This is a genomic window from Burkholderia sp. LS-044 (assembly GCF_004803625.1).
GTDB classification, from domain to species: domain Bacteria; phylum Pseudomonadota; class Gammaproteobacteria; order Burkholderiales; family Burkholderiaceae; genus Burkholderia; species Burkholderia cepacia.
In genome coordinates, this window is the sequence record NZ_SSWO01000009.1 from 308,470 (window position 1) to 329,044 (window position 20,575).

General features: G+C 66.6%; 13 protein-coding genes. 6 read left to right on the forward strand and 7 right to left on the reverse strand.

Translation table 11 applies throughout. From position 1 onward, the window contains the following. Window positions 1–8 precede the first annotated feature (8 nt). The 3 genes from E9536_RS24105 to E9536_RS24115 are packed head-to-tail and all read left to right on the forward strand — an operon-like array spanning window position 9 to window position 3,404. Window positions 9–1,376, forward strand: a complete 1,368-nt coding sequence (locus E9536_RS24105; RefSeq protein WP_060084648.1) for a CpaF family protein — start codon at window positions 9–11, stop codon at window positions 1,374–1,376. A gap of 33 nt (window positions 1,377–1,409) precedes the next feature. Then, window positions 1,410–2,387: a type II secretion system F family protein gene (locus tag E9536_RS24110; RefSeq protein ID WP_060084649.1), complete on the forward strand. Its 978-nt coding sequence runs from the start codon at window positions 1,410–1,412 to the stop codon at window positions 2,385–2,387. A 36-nt stretch (window positions 2,388–2,423) separates the two neighbouring features. Then, window positions 2,424–3,404: a type II secretion system F family protein gene (locus tag E9536_RS24115; protein ID WP_060084650.1), complete on the forward strand. Its 981-nt coding sequence runs from the start codon at window positions 2,424–2,426 to the stop codon at window positions 3,402–3,404. 280 nt (window positions 3,405–3,684) lie between these two features. On the opposite strand, the gene E9536_RS24120 is transcribed toward E9536_RS24115, so the two are convergent. From E9536_RS24120 to E9536_RS24145, 6 genes are all read right to left on the reverse strand, one after another. Next, window positions 3,685–4,947, reverse strand: coding sequence for a serine hydrolase domain-containing protein (locus E9536_RS24120; protein WP_060174392.1), 1,263 nt, complete (start codon window positions 4,945–4,947; stop codon window positions 3,685–3,687). Window positions 4,948–5,082: 135 nt separating this feature from the next. Continuing rightward, window positions 5,083–6,039: a transporter gene (locus tag E9536_RS24125; protein ID WP_091922157.1), complete on the reverse strand. Its 957-nt coding sequence runs from the start codon at window positions 6,037–6,039 to the stop codon at window positions 5,083–5,085. 36 nt (window positions 6,040–6,075) lie between these two features. Continuing rightward, complete coding sequence (locus E9536_RS24130; RefSeq protein WP_059699362.1) at window positions 6,076–6,603, reverse strand: flavin reductase family protein; 528 nt, start codon at window positions 6,601–6,603, stop codon at window positions 6,076–6,078. Between the two features lie 5 nt (window positions 6,604–6,608). Then, window positions 6,609–7,847: a styrene monooxygenase/indole monooxygenase family protein gene (locus E9536_RS24135; RefSeq protein WP_027792711.1), complete on the reverse strand. Its 1,239-nt coding sequence runs from the start codon at window positions 7,845–7,847 to the stop codon at window positions 6,609–6,611. A gap of 64 nt (window positions 7,848–7,911) precedes the next feature. Beyond that, the gene (locus E9536_RS24140) at window positions 7,912–8,700 is read right to left on the reverse strand and encodes an SDR family oxidoreductase (RefSeq protein WP_048027245.1); all 789 of its coding nucleotides are present in this window, start codon (window positions 8,698–8,700) and stop codon (window positions 7,912–7,914) included. Between the two features lie 40 nt (window positions 8,701–8,740). Beyond that, a complete protein-coding gene (locus E9536_RS24145; RefSeq protein ID WP_136470961.1) occupies window positions 8,741–9,988 on the reverse strand; it encodes a dienelactone hydrolase family protein in 1,248 nt (415 codons plus the stop codon). 352 nt (window positions 9,989–10,340) lie between these two features. On the opposite strand from E9536_RS24145, the gene E9536_RS24150 reads away from it, so the two are divergent. Beyond that, window positions 10,341–11,366, forward strand: coding sequence for an AraC family transcriptional regulator (locus tag E9536_RS24150; RefSeq protein ID WP_060196878.1), 1,026 nt, complete (start codon window positions 10,341–10,343; stop codon window positions 11,364–11,366). A 348-nt stretch (window positions 11,367–11,714) separates the two neighbouring features. Continuing rightward, window positions 11,715–13,892 carry a TonB-dependent siderophore receptor gene (locus E9536_RS24155; RefSeq protein ID WP_136470963.1) on the forward strand — a complete coding sequence of 726 codons (2,178 nt, stop codon included), beginning with the start codon at window positions 11,715–11,717 and terminating at the stop codon, window positions 13,890–13,892. 21 nt (window positions 13,893–13,913) lie between these two features. On the opposite strand, the gene E9536_RS24160 is transcribed toward E9536_RS24155, so the two are convergent. Further along, entirely contained in the window at window positions 13,914–14,720 is an 807-nt protein-coding gene (locus E9536_RS24160; protein WP_027792706.1) for a response regulator, read from the reverse strand. A 1,181-nt stretch (window positions 14,721–15,901) separates the two neighbouring features. Here E9536_RS24160 and E9536_RS24165 point away from each other — a divergent pair. After that, a complete protein-coding gene (locus E9536_RS24165; RefSeq protein WP_247873504.1) occupies window positions 15,902–20,200 on the forward strand; it encodes a YadA-like family protein in 4,299 nt (1,432 codons plus the stop codon). The last annotated feature ends 375 nt before the right edge of the window (window positions 20,201–20,575 follow it).

The following is a 20,575-nucleotide window of genomic DNA, read 5'->3' on the forward strand; positions in this document are numbered from 1 at the left end:
GAACCATCATGTCATTGCGCGAACAGATGTCGTTGCACCGGGCCCAGCCGCACGCGGCGGGCAGCGAACCGGCCGGCCCGGCGCATTCGTCGGTGCGCGACGCATACCAGAAGCTGCGCCGCGAAATCCACCTGGCCGTGCTCGAACGCGTCGAGCTCGAGCGCCTGTCTCGGATGCAGCAAGAGTCGGTCCGCATGGAGATCGGCGCCCTGATCGCGCGCATCCTCGACGAGGAGCGGCTGCCCGCGAACGACATCGAGCGGCGGCAGCTCGCGATCGACGTGTACGACGAGATGTTCGGCTTCGGCCCGCTCGAAGCGCTGCTGCGCGACCCCGGCATTTCCGACATCCTCGTGAACACGTACAGGCAGGTCTATGTCGAGCGCGCCGGCCAGCTCGAACTGACCGACGTGACGTTCTACGACGATGCGCACCTGATGAAGGTGATCGAGAAGATCGTGTCGCGCGTCGGGCGCCGCATCGACGAATCGAGCCCGATGGTCGATGCACGCCTGCCGGACGGCTCGCGCGTGAACGCGATCATCCCGCCGTCCGCGATCGACGGGCCGCTGATGTCGATCCGGCGCTTCGCGGTCAATCCGCTGAAGATGGACGACCTCGTGCGCTACCACAGCCTGACGCCGCCGATGGCCGAACTGCTCGATGCGCTGTCGCGCGCGAAGGTGAACGTGCTGGTGTCGGGCGGCACCGGCAGCGGCAAGACGACGCTGCTCAACATCCTGTCCGGCTACATTCCGCGCAACGAGCGGATCGTGACGATCGAGGACGCCGCCGAGCTGCAACTGCAGCAGCCGCACGTGCTGCGGCTCGAAACGCGCCCGCCGAACATCGAGGGCAAGGGCGAGATCACGCAGCGCACACTGGTGCGCAACGCGCTGCGGATGCGCCCCGACCGGATCATCCTTGGCGAAGTGCGCGGCGCCGAAGCGCTCGACATGCTCAACGCGATGAACACCGGCCACGAAGGCTCGCTCGCGACGATCCACGCGAACACACCGCGCGACGCGCTGACGCGGCTCGAGAACATGATCAGCGTCTCCGGCCTGACGCTGCCGCCGAAGACGATGCGCCAGCAGATCGCATCGGCGATCTCGGTGGTCGTGCAGGCGGCGCGGCTGACGGACGGCAAGCGCAAGATCGTCAGCATCCAGGAACTGACCGGGATGGAAGGCGACATCATCAACATGCAGGAGATCTTCACGTTCAAGCGCTCGGGTGTGGATCGAGACGGCTCGGTACGCGGCCACTTCTGCGCGACCGGCGTGCGGCCGAAGTTCGTCGAGCGGCTGCAGGCATTCGGCATCAACCTGCCGGATTCGCTGTACGACCCGTCTCAGCGGTACGAGACGAACTGACGACAGGGCGCTGTTCGCTGCCGGGGAGGCTTCATGAACACGATCTTTTACGGTTTTGTGATTCTCACCTTCGTCGCGGTGGTGCTCGCGATCGAAGGGGGCTATCAATGGTGGAACGCGCGGCACGGCTCCGCCGCGCGCCGGATCGAATCGCGCATCCGCTCGATGTCGGCAGGCGGCAACGTCCAGCAGGAACGGCTGTCGATCCTGAAGAAGCGGATGCTCGACGAATCGAAGCCGTTCGACCGGTTGCTGCTGCGGGTGCCGCGCGTGCACCGGCTCGATCTCGTGATCCAGCAATCGGGGCTCGACTGGACGCTGCCGAAGCTGATCATGCTGAGCACGGTGTTCACGGCGTTCGCGTGGCTCGTACTGAGCTTCGCGACGCTGCCGCAACTCGCGGTGCTGCCGCTCGCACTGTTCGCCGGATGCGCGCCGATCATGTACGTGCTGCGCTGCCGCGGGCGCCGGATGCGCAAGCTCGAGCGGCAGTTGCCGGACATCTGCGACATGATCGCGCGCGCGTTGAGGTCCGGTCACTCGTTCACGAGCACGCTCGGGATGGTCGGCGACGAGTTTCCCGACCCGATGGGCGGCGAGTTCCGGGTCACCTTCGACGAGGTCAACTACGGCGTGCCGTTGCACGACGCGCTGATGAACCTCGCCACGCGCGTGCCGGTACAGGACCTGCGTTACTTCGTGATCGCGGTGCTGATCCAGCGCGAGACGGGCGGCAACCTGGCCGAGCTGCTCGACAGCATCGCCGCGCTGATCCGGGAGCGCTTCAAGCTGTTCGACAAGGTGCGCGTGCTGTCCGCGGAAGGGCGGCTGTCGGCATGGATTCTCGGGCTGCTGCCGTTCGGCACAGCCGCGGTGATGGCCGTGCTGAACCGAGAATTCCTGTCGGTGCTCTGGGAAGATCCGGCCGGGATCAGGATGGTCGGCACGATGCTGGTGTCGATGTTGTTCGGCCTGTTCTGGATCCGCCGCATTGTCCGCATTCGCGTCTGACGCGCGAATCGTATAACGAACCGTTGCGAGGCTGTCATGCAAAACCTGAGCGTAGTCCAGGCCGTGATGCTGGGCGGCTTGTTCATCTTCGTGGCCGGCGGCGCGCTTGTCGCGATGCTGCTGTTCGCGCCACGCAGCATCCAGCGCCGGATCCAGCAGGCCGGTGGAACCGGGGCGGGCGCGACTGCCGTCGCGGGCACCGGCGACGGCGACGACCTGGCGTCGCGCTGGGTTGCGAAGCTGGTGGAGCTGTCTACCCCGATCTCGAGGCTGTCGGTGCCGAAGCAGGGCTGGGAGAATTCGCCGCTGCGCATCCGGCTCATGAATGCCGGCTGGCGCAACCAGAGTGCGGCCGCGCTTTATTTCACCGCGAAGACGGCATTGGCACTCGGGTTGCCGTGCGCGGCGCTGCTGGCGCTGATCACGACCCGGCTCGGCGACGAGCGCGAGATCCTGTCGGTCATCCTCGTCGCGCTTGCCGGCATCGGCTACTACATCCCGAACATCGTGCTGTCGCAGCGGGTCAAGGTGCGCCAGCAGAAGATCTTCGAGGATTTCCCGGACGCGCTCGACCTGCTGACGGTCTGCGTCGAAGCGGGGCTCGGGCTCGACGCGGCGCTGATGAAGGTGAGCGAGGAGCTGCGGTTCAGCAGCGAGGTGGTCGCGAGCGAACTCGACCTGCTGCTGCTCGAGATGCGCTCCGGTTTCACTAAGGAGACGGCGCTGCGCAATCTCGCGCTGCGTACCGGCGTGGAGGACATCGAGGCGTTCTGCGCAATGCTGATCCAGGCCGACCGGTTCGGCACGAGCATCAGCGAATCGTTGCGCGTGCTGTCCGACATGCTGCGCACGCGGCGCCGGATGCGTGCAGAGGAGCGGGCCGCGAAGATCGCGTTGAAGCTGCTGTTCCCGTTGATCTTCTGCATCTTCCCCGCGCTGATGGTGGTGCTGCTCGGGCCGGCCATGATCCACGTCTATCGCGTGCTGCTGCCGACATTCGTTGGCATCGCACAGTGAACGACGAGCCGGAATTGCGCCGGAATCGACACTGAAGGTTCAGCGTGCCGGGCGGCCACCCCCGCCGGCCGGCACGGCGACAGGCTTCATGGAGGCTCCCTCCCCAGGCGGCGCCGCGAGACAGGTTGACCATAGCGGCGTCAATGCATCCTGGACCCATGGTCGGCCATGGAAGTAGCCGTAGTCCACCGCCTGATCGGCTGCCCCCTACTGCTAACCTGAATGCCGGCGAAGTTTGCCGGCATCACGTTGTACGCGATGCAGCGGTGTTCGCGCGGCATCACGGCCGCCCTTCGCTCGGCACTTCGGCCGCCTTGCTGAGCTCGCCCATGACGATCTGCGCGATCACGTTGGCCGGTGCGCGCCCATCCGGCGCGGCCGCCGTGTTCGCCCACGTGACGATCGTCGTCTTCGTGACTGGGTCGTAGCCCATGAAGGTATTGAAGCCCGGGATCTCGCCCGTATGTCCGTAGAACGTGCCGAATTTGGCCAGGCCCAAGCAGTAGCTGGCCGACCTCGGGTCGGACGAATCGATCGGCGTGCAACTGGCGAGCCGTTGCGCCTGAAGGTTGGCGTTCAGGTAGCCGCCGCCCACCATCCGCTGCACGTATGCGGCCAGTTCCGTCACGGTTGAAATGCCGGAGCCCGCCGTCCACGCCCACGACGTATTCACGCGGGTCACGTTCGTCGGTTGCAGCGTGCCGTTTTTCGCGTCCGCCTGGCGTTGGGGCGACAGCGCGTCGCTGTCGGTCGTCTCGGCATTGGTGCCCCATTGATAGCCCTGCGGCGCCGGTGCCGGCAGCGACGTATCCTGCTGCGGCGGGAGCAAGGTATTGACTAGGCCGAGCGGCGCGAACAGGCGCGCGTTCATCGCATCGGCCGCGCTCATGCCGGTCAGTTGCTCGATGATGAGCCCGAGCAGCACCGTGTTCGTATTCGAGTAGCGAAAATCCGCGCCGGGCGCGAAATAGACCGGCTGGCCTTCGGCGATACCCAGCAGTTCCGACGTCGTCCACACCTTGTCCGGCTGCGCGTCGAGCGTCTGGTTGAACGCGAGATTCGTCGAATAGTTGTAGAGGCCGCTGCGCATGGTCAGCAACTGTTCGATCGTGATCGTATTGCCGTTCGGCACGTTCGCGACGAACTTGCTGACGGTGTCGCCGAGGCTCAGCCGGCCTTCCTGCACGAGTTGCAGGATCACCGTGCCGGTCCATGTCTTGGTCACGCTGCCGACGCGAAAGTGCGCGTTCGTCGGTATCGGCGTGTTCGTGCCCCGCACGGCCGTGCCGAACGATTCGAGCCAGTTCCCCTGCGGCGATTGCACGTAGACGACTGCGCCGGGTGTCTGCGTATCCGCGAGCAGTGCGTTGATCTGGGGGCGCGCCGCGTTCGCGAACGCCGGCACGCTCGAGCCCGGCGAACTGTCGCCGCCGCACGCGGAAACGGCGATGCCGATGACCACGGCCGGCGCGACGGCCACCATGCCGTGCGCCAGCCGCCGCGATACGTTCGACAAGAACCGGGAGGTTGCTGAAGGATTCATCGCGCGGGTCCTCCGTGGTCGTGACGTATTGCCTGCGTTGTCTTCTCAAAAACTATAGGACAGGCGCGCCGGTGCGGGCAGCATGCATCATTCGTCCGATGAAACCGACCGGGCTCGTTCGTCCGGTCGCGGCCGTCACTGAAAGTGATGCACGTACCGCAGCACCATCCGCGTGCCCTGCGGCCGGTTCCGCGCATAGGTCTCGAAATACGCGTTGAACATCAGGTGATCCTGCTGCGAGAAGCTGTACATGGCCCCCGGGCCGATCGCGAACACGGCCTCCCGCGTGCCCGGCACGTCCTGCCCGTTTTCCTTCATGTCGGTGGTCTGGCGCAGCCAGTAGCCGTTGAGCCCCAGCCGCAGGCCGGGGCGCACCTCGTACTCGGTCGCGAAGTTCGCGTGGATCGCCTGGCCGGCCTGCGTCGACGTCACGTCCGGGCCGAGCGACGTGGCCGGCCGATGGTTGGTCGTGTTCCACAGATAGTGCAGCCGCCACGACACGGTCCATTTCGGCGTGAGCCACAGCGTTGCCGCCCAGTACGGGTCGAACGACCAGGCATGGCTGCCCGGGTTGATCGCACGCGACGGATCGTACGCGCCGGTCGGCGCGATGAACTGGAATTCCACGCGCTGCGCGAAGCGCGGGCCTTGCGCGCCCATCACCGGATCGAACTGGACGAACGGGCCGATCAGCAGGTCGCCGAAGCCGGCGCGCGCATTCAGCGCGACGTTGCCGATGCCGTCGTCGGTCCGCGCCGATGCGACCCACGGCAGGATTACGTCGAGGCCCGGATGCATGCCCGCGAACGTCAGCGGCGACTGATAGACGAGCTGGCTCAGCCCCGCGAACAGGTCGATGTCCTGCTTCGGCAACCCGACCTTGTTGCCCGCGTTGTCGTTGACGCGGCCGGCCGTGTAGTACTGCAGGTACTGCGTGCCGTACCAGCCGGAGCCGGCCGGCGGCATGCCGTCGAGGAAGCTGGTCATGCCGAGGTTGACCGCCGGCAGGTCGGTTGCGCGGGCCGGCGCGCTTGCGGCCATGCCGGCGATCGAGAGGCCCGCGACGACGAGCAGGCGAGAGCCGAGTTTCATGTTCACCACCTCCTGGTTGTTTATCGGTATAACTAATCAAACGGTGCGAAAAAGATCGGGGTGATCGGCGATCGCACGATACTGGCCGGCATGGAACACGAGCGGCGCCTTGCCGAACGCGTCGAACTGTTCGATCTGGCCGATGAAGAGCAGGTGATCGCCGCCTTCGTAATGGCCGACGTTGCGGCACACGAAGCGCGCGCTCGCGCCGTCGAGGCAGGGCACGCCACCGGCGTCCGAATCCGCGTGCGGCACGCCGTCGAACTTGTCGGCGCTGGGCGTCGCGAAGCGGCGCGACAGGTCGATCTGGTCGTGCGCGAGGATGTTGATCGCGAAATGGGTGGCCGCGACGAAATCCGGGCGGCTCGGCGCGACCTTGCGAAGGCTCCACAGCACGAGCGGCGGATCGAGCGACAGCGACGAGAACGAATTGGCGGTGAGGCCCACCTTGCGTCCGTCGGCCGCGCACGTGGTGATCACGGTGACGCCGGTCGGGAACTGCCCGAACGCGGCGCGCAGCTGCATCGGGTCGAGGGTCGGGCGGTCGGTAGCGATCGTTTCCATGCCGGTTACTCCGAACGCGCACTGTGTTCGCGGATGAACGCCGCGCAGGCCGACGGCTCGAACCACCACGGCGAGAACCGGCGCGGATCGTCGAAGCCGTCGACGATCGCCGCGGCGAGCGACGGCAACTGGCCGGCCGCGCCGAGCAGTTCGAGGATGTGCGGCGGCGGCGGGGTGAGCAGCGAGTTGGTCCAGCGCACGACATGCTGCGCATAGGCCCAGTAGCCTTCGAACGTCTGCTGCATCCAGTCTTCACTGAACGGCGCGGCGTCGCGTGCGACGATCGCATCGAAATATGCGTTCGCGCATTTCGCGGCGTTGTTCGAGCCTTGCCCGGTGATCGGATCGTTGACGACCACCGCATCGGCCATCCCGAACACCGTGCGGCCCGACGGCAGCCGGAAGAACGGCTTGCGCACCGTCGGCGCGAAGCGCCCGGCCAGCGTGCCGTTCGAATCGGTGAGCTCGACGTCGCGACAGCGCTCGAATTCCCACGGCACGTATTGCCGCAGGAACGACAGGCTCCGGTCCAGATGCTGTTCGGGCGTCTTCACGTCGGCCCAGCAATCGAGCGGGCCGCCCGGAATGCCTTCGAACACCATGATTTCGCACGGGCCCGTCGTGGTCAGCGCGGGGAACACGAAATACTCGCCGATGCCGGGCAGCAGGTTGAAGCGCACGCGCGAATACGGCTGGCTCGGCGTCATCCCTTTCACATAGGTGAGGGCCAGCGCGCGTTGCGGGCGGTCGAACGCGCTGCGCGCGTCGTCGCGGCCGAGCAGATTGACGATCTCGCCCTTGCCGGCCGCGAGCAGCACGAGGTCGTGGCTGCGCGCCAGTTCCTCGAGTTCGGGCACGCCGATGTCGCCGATGCGCACGTCCGCGCCGCGGCGGCGCACACTGTCGAGCCAGTCGGCCATTTTCACGCGCTGGTCGACCGACTGCGCGTAGCGGGTCAGCCGCGACGACCAGTCGATCGCCTTGCGGCCGCCGCCGTCCGGATGCGGTACCGCGATGCCGATCCCTTCGACGGACGGGCACGCTTCCTCCCAGGTGTTCAGGCCGAGGTCGCGTTCGATCTGCAGTGCGGTATGGAACATGCACTGGCTCGACATGACCTTGCCCGTGCGGATCTGTTCGGCGTCGCGATTGGTCGCGAGCGTCACGTGGTAGCCCTGGCCGAGCAGGGCGAAGGCGAGTTGCAGGCCGGACTGGCCGGCGCCGACGATGGCGATGCGTCTCATGGGGATGTCCTTGGTTGGCCGGATGCCGGCCGGAATGATTGCGGGAAGCGGCGGCGGGGAACGGTCACTCCGCGAGCCGCGGAATGGCCGGCACCGCCTGTTCGGGGCCCATCGCGGAATAACCGCCATCGACCGCGTAGTCGGCGCCCGTCACGAAGCTCGCCGCGTCGCTGCACAGGAACGTCACGACCTGTGCGACCTCGGACGGATCGCCGACGCGGCCGAGCAGGTGGAACGGCGCGGCGACGCGATCGGTCTTCGCGCGGTCGCCGTGCGTCAGCTCGTCCATCACGCGCGACCACGTCCATCCCGGCGATACCGAGTTGACGCGAATGCGCTCGGGCGCGAGATCCATCGCCATGCTGCGCGTGAGCTGGCGGATCGCCGCCTTGGACGTCGGGTACAGCCAGCGGCCGGTCTGCGCGCACTCGGCCGAGATCGAGCTGAAGTTCACGATCGCGCCGCCGCCGCGCCGGGCCATGTGCGGATGCACGGCCTTCGCGAGCATCGCGGCCGACACGACGTTGACGTCCATCGCGGCGAGCCAGTCGTTGCGGGTCGCCTGGATGCCGTTGTCGACGTAGCTGCACGCGAGGTTGACGAGCACGTCGATCGCGCCGAACCGCTCGACGATCGCCGATATCGCACGTTCGATCGCGCGATCGTCGGTGATGTCGAGCGCGACGAACATGGCCTTGTCGCCGAGCGAACCGGCGACGCGCGCGCCGTTGTCCGCGTCGAGATCGAGTATCGCGACGCATGCACCGGCGCGGCTCAGGTCCTGCGCGACCGCGGCGCCGATCAGCGTGGCGCCGCCGGTGACGATCGCGACTTTGCCAGCAAGGGCAGTCATGGGGTGTCTCCGTGAATCGTGGGGTGAGGGAGGGGGCGCGTCAGTGCGCATCCGTCGACGGCTCGCTGTCCTGCCAGCGGCGCATCAGGCCGTTCGACGGCACGGTTTCGTCGAGCAGCTTGCGGGCCGTTTCGACGCCCGCGACCGGCAGGCCGGCCGGATCGAGCAGGCCGATCTGCACGAGCACGCTCGCCTGATCCCAGTAGATATGCTCGTGATAGAGCTTGTCGCCGCGAAACTTGACGATCGCGACGAGTGGAATCTCGACGCGCTTGCCGGTGGGTGCGACGCCCGGCAGCATCCAGTCGATCTCGGTGGTGTGCGTGAAGCAGAACAGCAGCTCGTCGACGACCTGGCTCGCGCCGATCGTGCGCGAGATCGGGGTGATCGTCGTGTCGGGCGGATTCGCATGCACGAAGTGATGCGTGTAGAAGCGCTTGAGCTCGTCGTGGCCGACGCCGCCCGTCAGCGTCGGAACATGGTTGACGTACGGCTCGGCGACCATCGTCGCCATCGTGGCATCGACGTTGCGCGTGGCGAATTCGTGTTCGAGATGCGCTTCCCACAGTGTGGACAGGTCGTAGTGCGGGCCGAGCGCGGCGCGGAACGCGGCGATCGCGCGCTGGTGGGCCATGACCGCGGCGGCCTTGTCGAAATGATCGCCGCCGACGCGGGCGAACGCGTGATCGACGCCCGGATACACATACACTTCGACGCCGTCGCGGCCGGACAGCGCGTCGGCGATGCGCTGCTGCGCGTCGGGCGGGCAGAAGCGGTCCAGCCCCGCGATCTGCAGCACGAGCCGGCCCTGCAGGTGCGCGGCCTCGTCCAGCGCCTGCTCGATGCCCACGCCGTAGTAGCTGACCGCCGCGGCCACGCCCGGCAGCCGGCACGCGGCGAGATAGGCGAGCTTGCCGCCGAGGCAGTAGCCGAGCACGCCGGCTTCGCCCGTGCATTCCGGCTGCTGCCTGAGCGCGTCCAGCGCGGCACCGATGTCCTCGACGCCCTTGTCCTCGTCGAACTCGCGATACAGGGCCATCGCGCGCTCGACATCGGCTGCCGCATGGCCGAGCTCGATCCCCGGCGCCTGGCGCCAGAACAGGTCGGGCACGAGCACCGTATAGCCTTCCTCCGCGTAGTAGTCGGCGGCCTCCCGCATCGTCGCGTTCGCGCCGAAGATCTCGTGACACAGCACGATGCCCGGCCCCTTGCCGCCGGCCGGCGTGCTCAGGTAGGCGCGAAACGTTCCGCCGTCCGGCGACGGAATCTCGATGTGACGTCCTTTCATCTGTCCCTCCGTTGAATTCATTGCTGCGACGAGCCCAGTATTGGCGGACGAAACGTGCGCTTCTATCCGCTTTCTTCGGCCGGTATCCGCGAATTCCGGAAACCTGCGGCACCGGCCGCCGCGCGTGGGCAGGCGCGCGGCCGACTGCGGGTATGTGCGGATGCGGAAAGCCCGCACAGTTTTCTACGATGCGCGAACGGTCCGTTTCTTGCGTCGTTTGCGCGGGACTTGCGTGCTTTGGCGGCCGGACTGTCCGGATACTCCGGGCGCTATCCGGATCGTGCGGCGAATGCCCCCACACCGGGAACGCATGCACGGCGCGAGTGCAACCGAGCATGACGGGAGAACATCGATGGCGCAATTTTCCGGAACGGGCTGGCTGGCCGACACCGCCTGTTTCAATCACGACAATCTGCTGCTGCAGTCGAACGATGTCGACGAGGTGCGCGCGCGTGTCGCCGACGTCTTCAAGCCGCACCGGCTCACGCCGACAGGCGAATCGCGCGCGCTGCACAGCTGCATGCATCATGCGCGTTGGGGCAACCTGTCATTGAACCTGCTCGATTACGGCGGCGGGGTCAGCATCGAGCCCGGGCCGCTCGAGCACTTCTTCCTGTTGCAGATCCCGCTGCGCGGCGACGCGGAGATCGAGTGCGGATCGGCGCGTTTCGTGTCGTCGCCGGGCACCGCGTCGTTGATCTCGCCGACGCTGCCGCTGAAGATGCGCTGGGGCGACGCGTGTCCGCAGGTCATCGTGCGCATCGAGCGCGAAGTGATGGAGCGCCATGCGCAGCGGCATTTCGGCGACGACCGGCGCGCACCGGTCGAATTCGAACCGGCATTCAGCCTGTCGTCGTCGCAAGGGGCGTGTCTCGCGCAGTTGCTGCCGGTCCTCGCCGGCGCGATCGCAACGGACGCGCATCCGCTGCGTCATCCGCTCGCGTTCGAGCCGCTCGAATCGACGCTGCTCAACCTGCTGCTGCACGGCCACCCGAACAGCGCGCGCAACGGCACGCGGCACCTGCCGGTGGCGCTCGCGCCGTTCTATGTGCGGCGCGTCGAGGATTACATTCGCGCCCATCTCGACGAGCCGCTGACGATCGAGCGGCTCGCCGACCTCGCCGGCGTGAGCCCGAGCACGCTGTTCGCCGGCTTCCGCCATCGCCACGGGATCACGCCGATGGGCTTCGTGCGGCAGTTGCGGCTGCAACGTGTGCGCGAGGAACTGCTGGCCGACGAGTCGCCGGGGCTCGCATCGGTGACGGACATCGCGCTGAAATGGGGCTTCGCGCATCTCGGGCGATTCGCGATCGAGTACAAGCGGGCGTTCGGCGAGTCGCCGTCGGCGACGCTCAGGATGCGGCGCGTGCGCGCCTAGACCCTCCGGCGGCAGCCCACGGCCGTTCCCGGGGCGCATGCAGCCTGGCGTTCCCGTCTTTCATCTGCCTTCCTCGCGGGCCGCCGCACGGATCGATCCCGCGCCGGCCCCGCCTCCAACGCGCCAAACGCCGGCTTTTCCCGCCGGCGCACTTTTTTTAAAGACTCCGTTACGTTCGCCCGGTATGATCGCTGCGCTCGCGAACGACACCATTGGCCGTTGCATGCCGACTCGCGCGCAACCAGCATCGCCGGCATGACAACACGGGGCGGGCGCCGGCGGTGCGTCGCGCCGCGATCGGGCCGCGATCGGGTCGAATCGGCCACCAGCACGACGGAGCATGGAACGATGGTAACGGGGACGGGCGCGGCGAAACGCGCGATGGCGATCGCCGCCGGAGGCGCGTTGTACGTGGCGGCAGCGGGCGGCGCGCACGCGCAGGCATCGGGTGCGGCAGCGCCGCCGGCGGCCGTGCTGCCGGAAATCGACGTAACGGGGAAGGGCGACCGCTCGTCGAGCGGGCTCGTCGGGCTGCGCACCACGGCCGGCACGAAAACCGACACGCCGGTGGCAGAAGTGCCGCAGACGATCAACATCGTGACCGCGCAGCAGATCGAGATGACCGGCGCGACCGACCTGAACCAGGCGCTGCGCTACGTGCCGGGATTCGCGACGTTCGGTGCCGACAGCCGCACCGACTCGTATGCGGCGCTGCGCGGCTTCACGCCGACGCTGTACGTCGACGGCGTGGCCGCGCCGCATACGGCCGTGATCGCGGACTGGCGCGTCGACCCGTACACGATCGACTCGATCGCGGTGCTGCGCGGGCCGACGTCGGTGCTGTACGGCGCGGGCGAGCCCGGCGCGATCGTCGACGCGCACACGAAGCTCGCCGACGGCGAACGCGTCCGTGAAGCCGGCGTGCAGATCGGCAACGACGCGCGCAAGCAATTCATGGTCGATGTCGGCGATACGCTCGACCCGGACGGCCGGTACGCGTTTCGCTTCGTCGGCGTGGCGCGCGACGGCAACGCGGAAACGGGCCCGAACGGCGACCGTCGCGTCGCGCTGGCGCCGTCGTTTCGCTGGCGGCCGAATGCCGACATGTCGCTGACGCTCTCGGCGACGTTCCTGCAGGACAGCGGCGACATTTCGTCGAACTTCCTGCCTGCGTCGGGCACGGTGCTGCCGAACCCGAACGGCCGCCTGTCGCAGGACATCTACATGGGCGACCCCGGGTTCAACGACTACCGGAAGAAGCAGTGGTCGCTCGGCTACGCGCTGGAGCACCGCGTGAACGCGATCTGGTCGCTGCACCAGGATGTGCGCTGGTCGCACCTGTCGCTCGACGACGCGACGGTGTTCGGCAACGGCTTCGCGCCCCGCAGCACCACCAACATGATGCGCACCGCGGGGCTGTTCCAGCTCAACTACAGCCGGCTCGACATCGACAACCACGCGCAGGCCCGCTTCGGCACGGGGCCGCTCGAACATACGCTGCTGCTCGGCGTGCAATACGACCGGCAGACGACGACCAACAGCGTGTGGCTTGCGATCGCGCCGTCGCTCAACCTGTATCACCCCGTGTACCGGCCCGTCACGGACGCGATTTTCTCCGGCCCGACGTCGCTCGGCCACGTCGACCAGTACACGGCGATGAACACGTTCGGTGTATACGCGCAAGACCAGATCCGCTGGAAGCGCTGGACGCTGACGCTCGGCGGCCGCGAGGATTTCGTCAATGCGCGGTTCGACGACCGGACGGCCGGCAAGCAGGCGCGGCAGGACGTCAGTGCATTCTCCGGGCGCGTCGGGCTCACCTATCGGGGCGACGGCGGGCTGTCGCCGTATGTGAGCCATTCGACGTCGTTCGATCCCGTCATCGGCGTGCGGTTGTATGGCGGCGGGCTGCCGAAGCCGACACGCGGCACGCAGACGGAAGCCGGGTTGCGCTGGCAGCCGCCGGGCCGGAACCTGATGCTGAGTGCGGCCCTCTACCAGATCGACCAGACCAACGTCGTGACGCCGACGCCGGTCAATCTCGACCCGACCGGCACGACGTCCGTGCAGACCGGCAAGGTCCGCTCGCGCGGGATCGAGCTGAGCGCGGTCGGCAAGGTCACCCGCGAGCTGTCGGTCGTCGCGTCGTACGTTCATCAGGACGTCAAGAACGTGCAGGCGAACGACGCGTCGCTGAACCACTGGCCGGTGGCCGTGCCGCTGCCGCGGCAGATGGCTTCGATGTGGGCCGACTGGACCTGGCGCACGGGCGCGCTGTCGGGCCTCGGGCTCGGCGGCGGCGTGCGTTACCAGAGCGCGTCGGCGGGCGCGCCCGACAACTCGCTGACGGTGCCGAGCGTGACGCTGGTCGACCTGGCGCTGCACTACGAGATCCCGCACTGGCGGTTCGCGCTGAACGTCGCGAACCTGTTCGACCGGCGTTATGTCAGCGGTTGCCAGTCGTACAACGTGTGCGTGTTCGGCAACGAGCGGACCGCGCTGGCCAGCGCGAAATACAACTGGTAGCGCGAGCGCGCGGAACGCGTCCTAGGCGTCGCGTTGCGGCTCCCGGCGCGCGGCGCGTTCACCGGCGTGGCGCTGGCGCCGCCACTCGGTCGGCGTGAGGCCGAAACGTTCGCGGAATGCGGTGGCGAAATTCGCCGGCGTGGAAAAACCGATCTCCTTCGCGATGCTGGCAATGCTGAGCGACGTCGAATCCAGCAGATCCTGCGCGATCCGCAACCGCTCGTGCCGCAGATACTCGAACACCGTCTGGCCGAGATTGTCGCGAAACGCCCGCGACAGCCGCTTTTCATGCGTGCCGACCGCGCGTGCCAGTTGTTCCACCGTCGGCGGATCGTTCAGCGTCCGCGCCAGGTGGCGGATGGCCGCGCGCACGATGATGTCGTCGTCCTTGCCGGTCACGAACACGCTTTCCGTGTCGACGGGCCGCTCGCGCGTCGCCCGCGCGAGCTGCACGCGAATCCGCGCGAGCACTTCGGCCGGCTCGAACGGCTTCACCACGTAGTCGACGCAGCCGATCTCGAACCCCTCGAGGCGCTCGTGCAACGCGCCCGCCACGGTCAGGAAGATGACAGGAATCGCGCACGTCAGCGGATCGGCGGCCAGCAGCCGGCACGCGGTGAAGCCGTCCATGCGCGGCATCCGGACATCCATCAGGATCAGGTCGGGCATGAGCGCCTGCGCGCGCTGGCACGCCTGCAGCCCGTCGGATGCAATGCTGATCCGGCACCCGGTGCCGCGCAGGATGTCGATCAGCAAGCGAAGCTGGTCGGGCTGATCGTCGACGATCAGGATATGGGCGTCGCCCAATGCGGAGGTCGATGGATGCATCGTGCACCTGTTCTGGAATGGCTGCTGGCTGCGTTCCTGCGGGTGGCCGGCCCGGCTCGGATAATCGTTGGAAACTGCTCTATGGCAACGCACAAGCGCATCGATATTCGGATTTCGCGCGAACCGCGCGACAGACGACCGGTCGGCGTAATACCCGGCGTTGCTTGTATTGATCGCTGATCCGGTAAGGACGCGAAGCGTTGCCGTCGCCGCGCGTGGAAAAGGGTGCGGCTGACCGTGTCGATGCGAGCCGAATTGTAGGGGGATATTTCGATTCTTGCCAGACGCATTGACTCTATTTACTTCATTCAAGTTCTCTGATTCTTAATCAGATATTGCGATTTGCGTTGGCGGTGTGGCACCCTGATGCCTGTCCATTTCCGCCATTTTCATTCTTGCCCGCACGTGATCGAGCGGCTCGGTGGTTTTTCTGCAGAAATATTTTCGCCGGAATTTATTTTTAATCCGCTTCGGCAAAGCATTTGTCCGCTCGACAAAACATCTGGATTAATTCCGGCGCCGCGAAATCGTTTGCGAGATGCGCATTTTTAACGCAACTTATTGAATATATTGGATTTTACAATCTATAAAGAATGTCGCCTTCAATAATTTAAGTGCGTGTCTCATAATTCGTCCGAACTTTGAACGCAGGGTTGCACGGGGCAGCACAAGGCACGGAGGGTTGTGACGGACGTTGCGTGATTCGGGGCCGTGGCATCAATTGATGCTCGTCCGAACGCATGTCCGTAGCGCTCAGGCGCACGTCCGGTTGCCGTCGATGAAATAAAAGAAGCGGGGTTGGTCGCGGTCGGCGCGACATCAAATCAGGGGTGTCCATAACGGCGGGTTGAATCTCCGGATTCAATCGATGGGCGAATTCGCCCATATAAAACGATATGCATTCCTAATGCATTAAGCGGATTAACGGAACGGGCCGTCACACCAACGGCGTGCCCGGGCTTTCGAACGTCCCGTCGCTACGGGCGGGCGATGCGTGTCGCCTTCGGCACGCTCGGGCCGGGCATCGAAATCGGGTTCCGCACTGAAGTCGTAATCGTAATCGCAGTCGCAATCGCAGCTGAATCCTTCAAGCAAATTAAGTAGTCCGTATACAAACCAGACGCTACAAAACGGAGCAGAAGACCATGAAGAGGAAGCAGATTTCGGCGCTTGCCGCCGCCATGTTCACGGGTGCAGGTGTCCTGATCGCGGGGGCCGCGCATGCGGACAACTTCGTCGACCGCGGCAACCCGGACAACGCGCTGAACGGCCAGTGCATCGACGGGACGAACCCGCTGTGCGTGTCGACCAAGAGCGGAAGTTACGTGGCGGTGAGCACGGCAAACGTCACGATGGGGACGAACGCCAGGGCCGGTACCAGCGGGATCGCGATCGGTGACCAGTCGAATGCGAGCAGCAAGGGCGGCACCAGCAGCGGGGGCGCGATTGCGATCGGCGTCGGTTCGCAGGCGCTGGCAAACTCGGCCACGGCGATCGGCACGGTAGCCGTCGCGCAAGGCAATACGTCGCTCGCCGTCGGCCGCCAGTCGGCCGCGGTCGGCGACTTCTCGATGGCGCTCGGCAACGTCGCCGATGCGCGCGGCACGAGCTCGATCGCACTCGGCCACTCGGCGCTGGCAAGCGGCGACCGTTCGGTTGCGATCGGCGGTGCGAACCCGACCTCGAGCGACGGCGTGTCGGCCGGCGCGTCGTACGACGCGGCGACACAGACGCGCGCCGGCGGCACGCAGTCCGTGGCGATCGGTGCGGGCGCGCAGACGAACGACAACAACCAGGTGGCGATCGGCTCGGGCAGCGTCGGCGCGAACAACGGCGGCACGCCGGTGTTCGGCGGCACGGCCGCGCCGGTCGGCGGCGCGGTGTCGTTCGGCGCCATCGGCGCCGAGCGTCAGCTCAAGAATGTCGCGGCGGGCGCGGCCGATACGGATGCCGTCAACGTCCAGCAGCTGAAGAACGTGAACGGCACGCTCAGCACGAGCATCGCCAACGTCGACGCGCGCGTGACGTCGGTCGGCAATTCGCTGTCGACCACGATTTCGAACGTCGACCAGCGTGTGACCAGCGTGGGCAACAGCCTCAGCACCAGCATCGTGACGGCGACGAAGAACGTCGTGAAATACACCGACGATTCGCACGCGGCGATCGCGCTCGACGGCAGCAACGGCACCACGATCGGCGGCGTCGCGGCCGGCGTCGCCGACACCGATGCGGTCAACGTCGGCCAGCTGAAGGGCAGTGTCGCCCCGCTGCAGACGTCCATTTCGACGGCGGCGTCGAACATCACGAACCTGCAAAGCAGCGTCACGGACATCAATACATCGCTGAGCACGGCAACGACGAATATCGGCAACCTGCAGGCGGCCGACGCGCGCAACGTCAAGTACGACGGCCAGAGCGGCTTCGATTCGGTGACGTTCGCCGGCACGAACGGCACGACGCTGCACAACGTCGCGGCCGGTGTCGCCGATACCGACGCGGTGAACGTCGGGCAACTGAACGGCGGCCTGTCGTCGCTCAGCACGAGTGTGACGAACAACCTCAGCACGACGCTCGGCAACCTGAGCACGTCGATCACCAACCAGATCGGCGACGCGACGAAGAATGCGGTGCAGTACGACGATGACGCGCACAGCGGCGTGACGCTCGGCGGCAAGGGTGCGCAGTCGCCGGTCGGCCTGCACAACGTGGCGGACGGCGTTGCCGCGAGCGACGCCGTGAACGTCGGCCAGCTCGGCAAGGCAACCGACTCGCTGAACCAGTCGATTACGAATGTCGGCAACCAGGTGACGACGAACACGGGCAACATTGCGGCGCTCCAGCAGGACGCGCTTCTGTGGAACACGAACCTCGGCGCATATGATGCCAGCCACGGCGGCAACGGCCCGCAACGCATCGGCAACGTCGCGGCCGGCGTCGCCGACACCGATGCGGTCAACGTCGGTCAGCTGAACGGCAGCGTCGCGCCGCTGCAATCGTCGATCTCGACCGCCGCGTCGAACATCACGAACCTGCAGAGCAACGTCACCGGCATCAACGCATCGCTGAGCACGGCGACCACCAACATCAGCAACCTGCAGGCGGCCGACACGCGCAACGTCAAGTACGACGGCCAGAGCGGCTTCGACTCGGTGACGTTCGCCGGCACGAACGGCACGACGCTGCACAATGTCGCGGCCGGTGTCGCGAACACCGACGCGGTGAACGTCGGGCAACTGAACGGCGGCCTGTCGTCGCTCAGCACGAGCGTGACGAACAACATCAATACGACGCTCGGCAACCTGAGCACGTCGATCAACAACCAGATCGGCAACGCGACGAAGAACGCGGTGCAGTACGACGACGATGCGCACAGCGGCGTGACGCTCGGCGGCAAGGGCGCGCAGTCGACGGTCGGCCTGCACAACGTGGCGGACGGCACTGCCGCGAGCGACGCCGTGAACGTCGGCCAGCTCGGCAAGGCAACCGATACGCTGAACCAGTCGATTACGAACGTCAGCAACAACGTGACGACGCTCGGCAACCAGGTGACGACGAACACCGGCAATATCGCGGCGCTCCAGCAGGACGCGCTCCAGTGGAACGCGAACCTCGGCACCTACGACGCGAGCCACGGCGGCAACGGCCCGCAACGCATCGGCAACGTCGCGGCCGGCAAGAACGGCACGGACGCGGTCAACGTCGACCAGCTGAACGCGGCGATCCAGGACGGCACGAGCCAGCTCGATGCACTCGCCGTGAAGTACGACGATGCGAGCAAGAAGCAGGTTTCGCTCGGCGCGGGCAACGGCGGGAGCCCGGTGCGCCTGACCAACGTCGCGGAAGGCAACGTCGCGGCCGGCAGCACGGACGCGGTGAACGGCGCGCAACTGCGCCGTGCAACCGACGGCGCGGCGGCCGCGCTGGGCGGCGGTGCGACGGCGAATCCGGACGGCTCGATCAGCGCGCCGGACTATAAGGTCGGCGGCGGTTCGTTCAACAATGTCGGCGACGCGCTCACGAATCTCGACGGCCGCGTTCTCAACAACACGACGACGCTCGAGAATCACGAAACGCGCCTCGGCAATGCGGAAACGAACATCGCCGGCAACACGGCCGCGATCGCGGGGCTGCAGCAGGACGCGCTGCAGTTCGACCCGACGCTCGGTGCCTACAACGCGGCGCGCGGCGGTGCACCGACGAAGCTGACGAACGTGGCCGACGGCGACGTCGCCGCGGGCAGCACGGACGCGGTGAACGGCGGCCAGTTGTCGGGCGTGAAATCGTCGCTCGAACAGCAGATCACGCAGGTGTCCAACCAGGCGGGCGAGGCCGTGAAGAACGTCGTCAAGTACGACGTCGACGCGAACGGCAACCGGTTGAATTCGGTATCGCTCATCGGCGGCGACGCGAATGCGGCCGTCGTGCTGAAGAACGTCGCCGCGGGCACCGCCGATACCGACGCGGTGAACGTCAAGCAGCTGAAGGGCGTGCAGTCGAGCCTCAACCAGCTCGGTGCGCTCGCGGTGCAATACGACGACGCGTCGAAGAGCTCGATCACGCTCGGCGGCGCAGGCGGCACGCGCATCACCAACGTGCAGGCCGGCACGCTCAGCGCAACCAGCACGGATGCGGTGAACGGCTCGCAGCTCTACGCGACCAACCAGCAGGTCGCGAAGAACACGACCGACATCACGAACCTGCAGGGGAACGTGAACAACATCGCGAACGGCAAGGCCGGCCTCGTGCAGCAGCAGGATCCGAACGGCGCGATCACGGTCGGGAAGGACACCGGCGGCACCAGCGTGAACTTCTCCGGCACGTCGGGCGACCGCGTGCTGACCGGTGTCGCGGCGGGCGTGAAGGACAACGACGCGGTCAACATGGGCCAGTTCAACAACGCGCTGAAGAACGCGGCGGCCAACGACCAGATCCGCGCGGCGGCGACCGATGCGAACACGACGTGGATCGCACGTGCCGATGCGGGTTCGATCGGGTCGACGGCAACCGCAACCGGCAAGAACGCGGTGGCGGTCGGCCAGGGCTCCGTGGCCGATCGCGACAATTCGTTCTCGGTCGGTGCGAAGGGCAGCGAGCGCCAGGTCACGAACGTCGCGGCCGGCACGGCGCCGACCGACGCGGTGAACGTGCAGCAGCTGAACGACAACCTGTCGACCGCCACGTCTCAGGCGAAGGGCTACACCGACCAGCGCATCGGCCAGGTGTACAACTCGTTCAACGACCTGAAGAAGGACATGTACGGCGGCGTGGCATCGGCAATGGCCGTGGCCGGCCTGCCGCAACCGACGGGCGCGGGCCGCTCGATGGTCTCGGCGGCGACGTCGAACTATCACGGCCAGCAGGGTTTCGCCGCCGGGTACTCGTACGTGACGGAAAGCAACCGCTGGGTCGTCAAGGCGTCGGTGACGGGCAACACGCGTTCGGACTTCGGCGCGGTGGTGGGCGCGGGTTACCAGTTCTGACGTTGTCCGCGCAGTATCGATCGAACGGTGGTGTCGGGCAGCGGTCGTGATGCCCGGCACCGGCGGGCGATCCGTGGCCCGGGGTGTGTCTGTCGACCCCGGGCCATCGACGCTTGAGGCGTCGCGAAGAGCGGTATGGCTACGCCGGGCTCGTCCGGCAGGCGATGCCGTCGATGGATGATTTATTCGCCGATTGTGGAGATAATCGGCGCTGGCGCAATGCACTCCGCATTGAGCGTGTCCGAGCACGTCTTCAAGTCCCGTATTGGCGCCGACAACGACAAAATGAAAACGATGAAACCCGAGAACAGGATGCTTCCCGCGCAGCGCGTCGCGTTGCCGCGTCACATTGGGCTGCCTGCCTTCGCGGCGAGC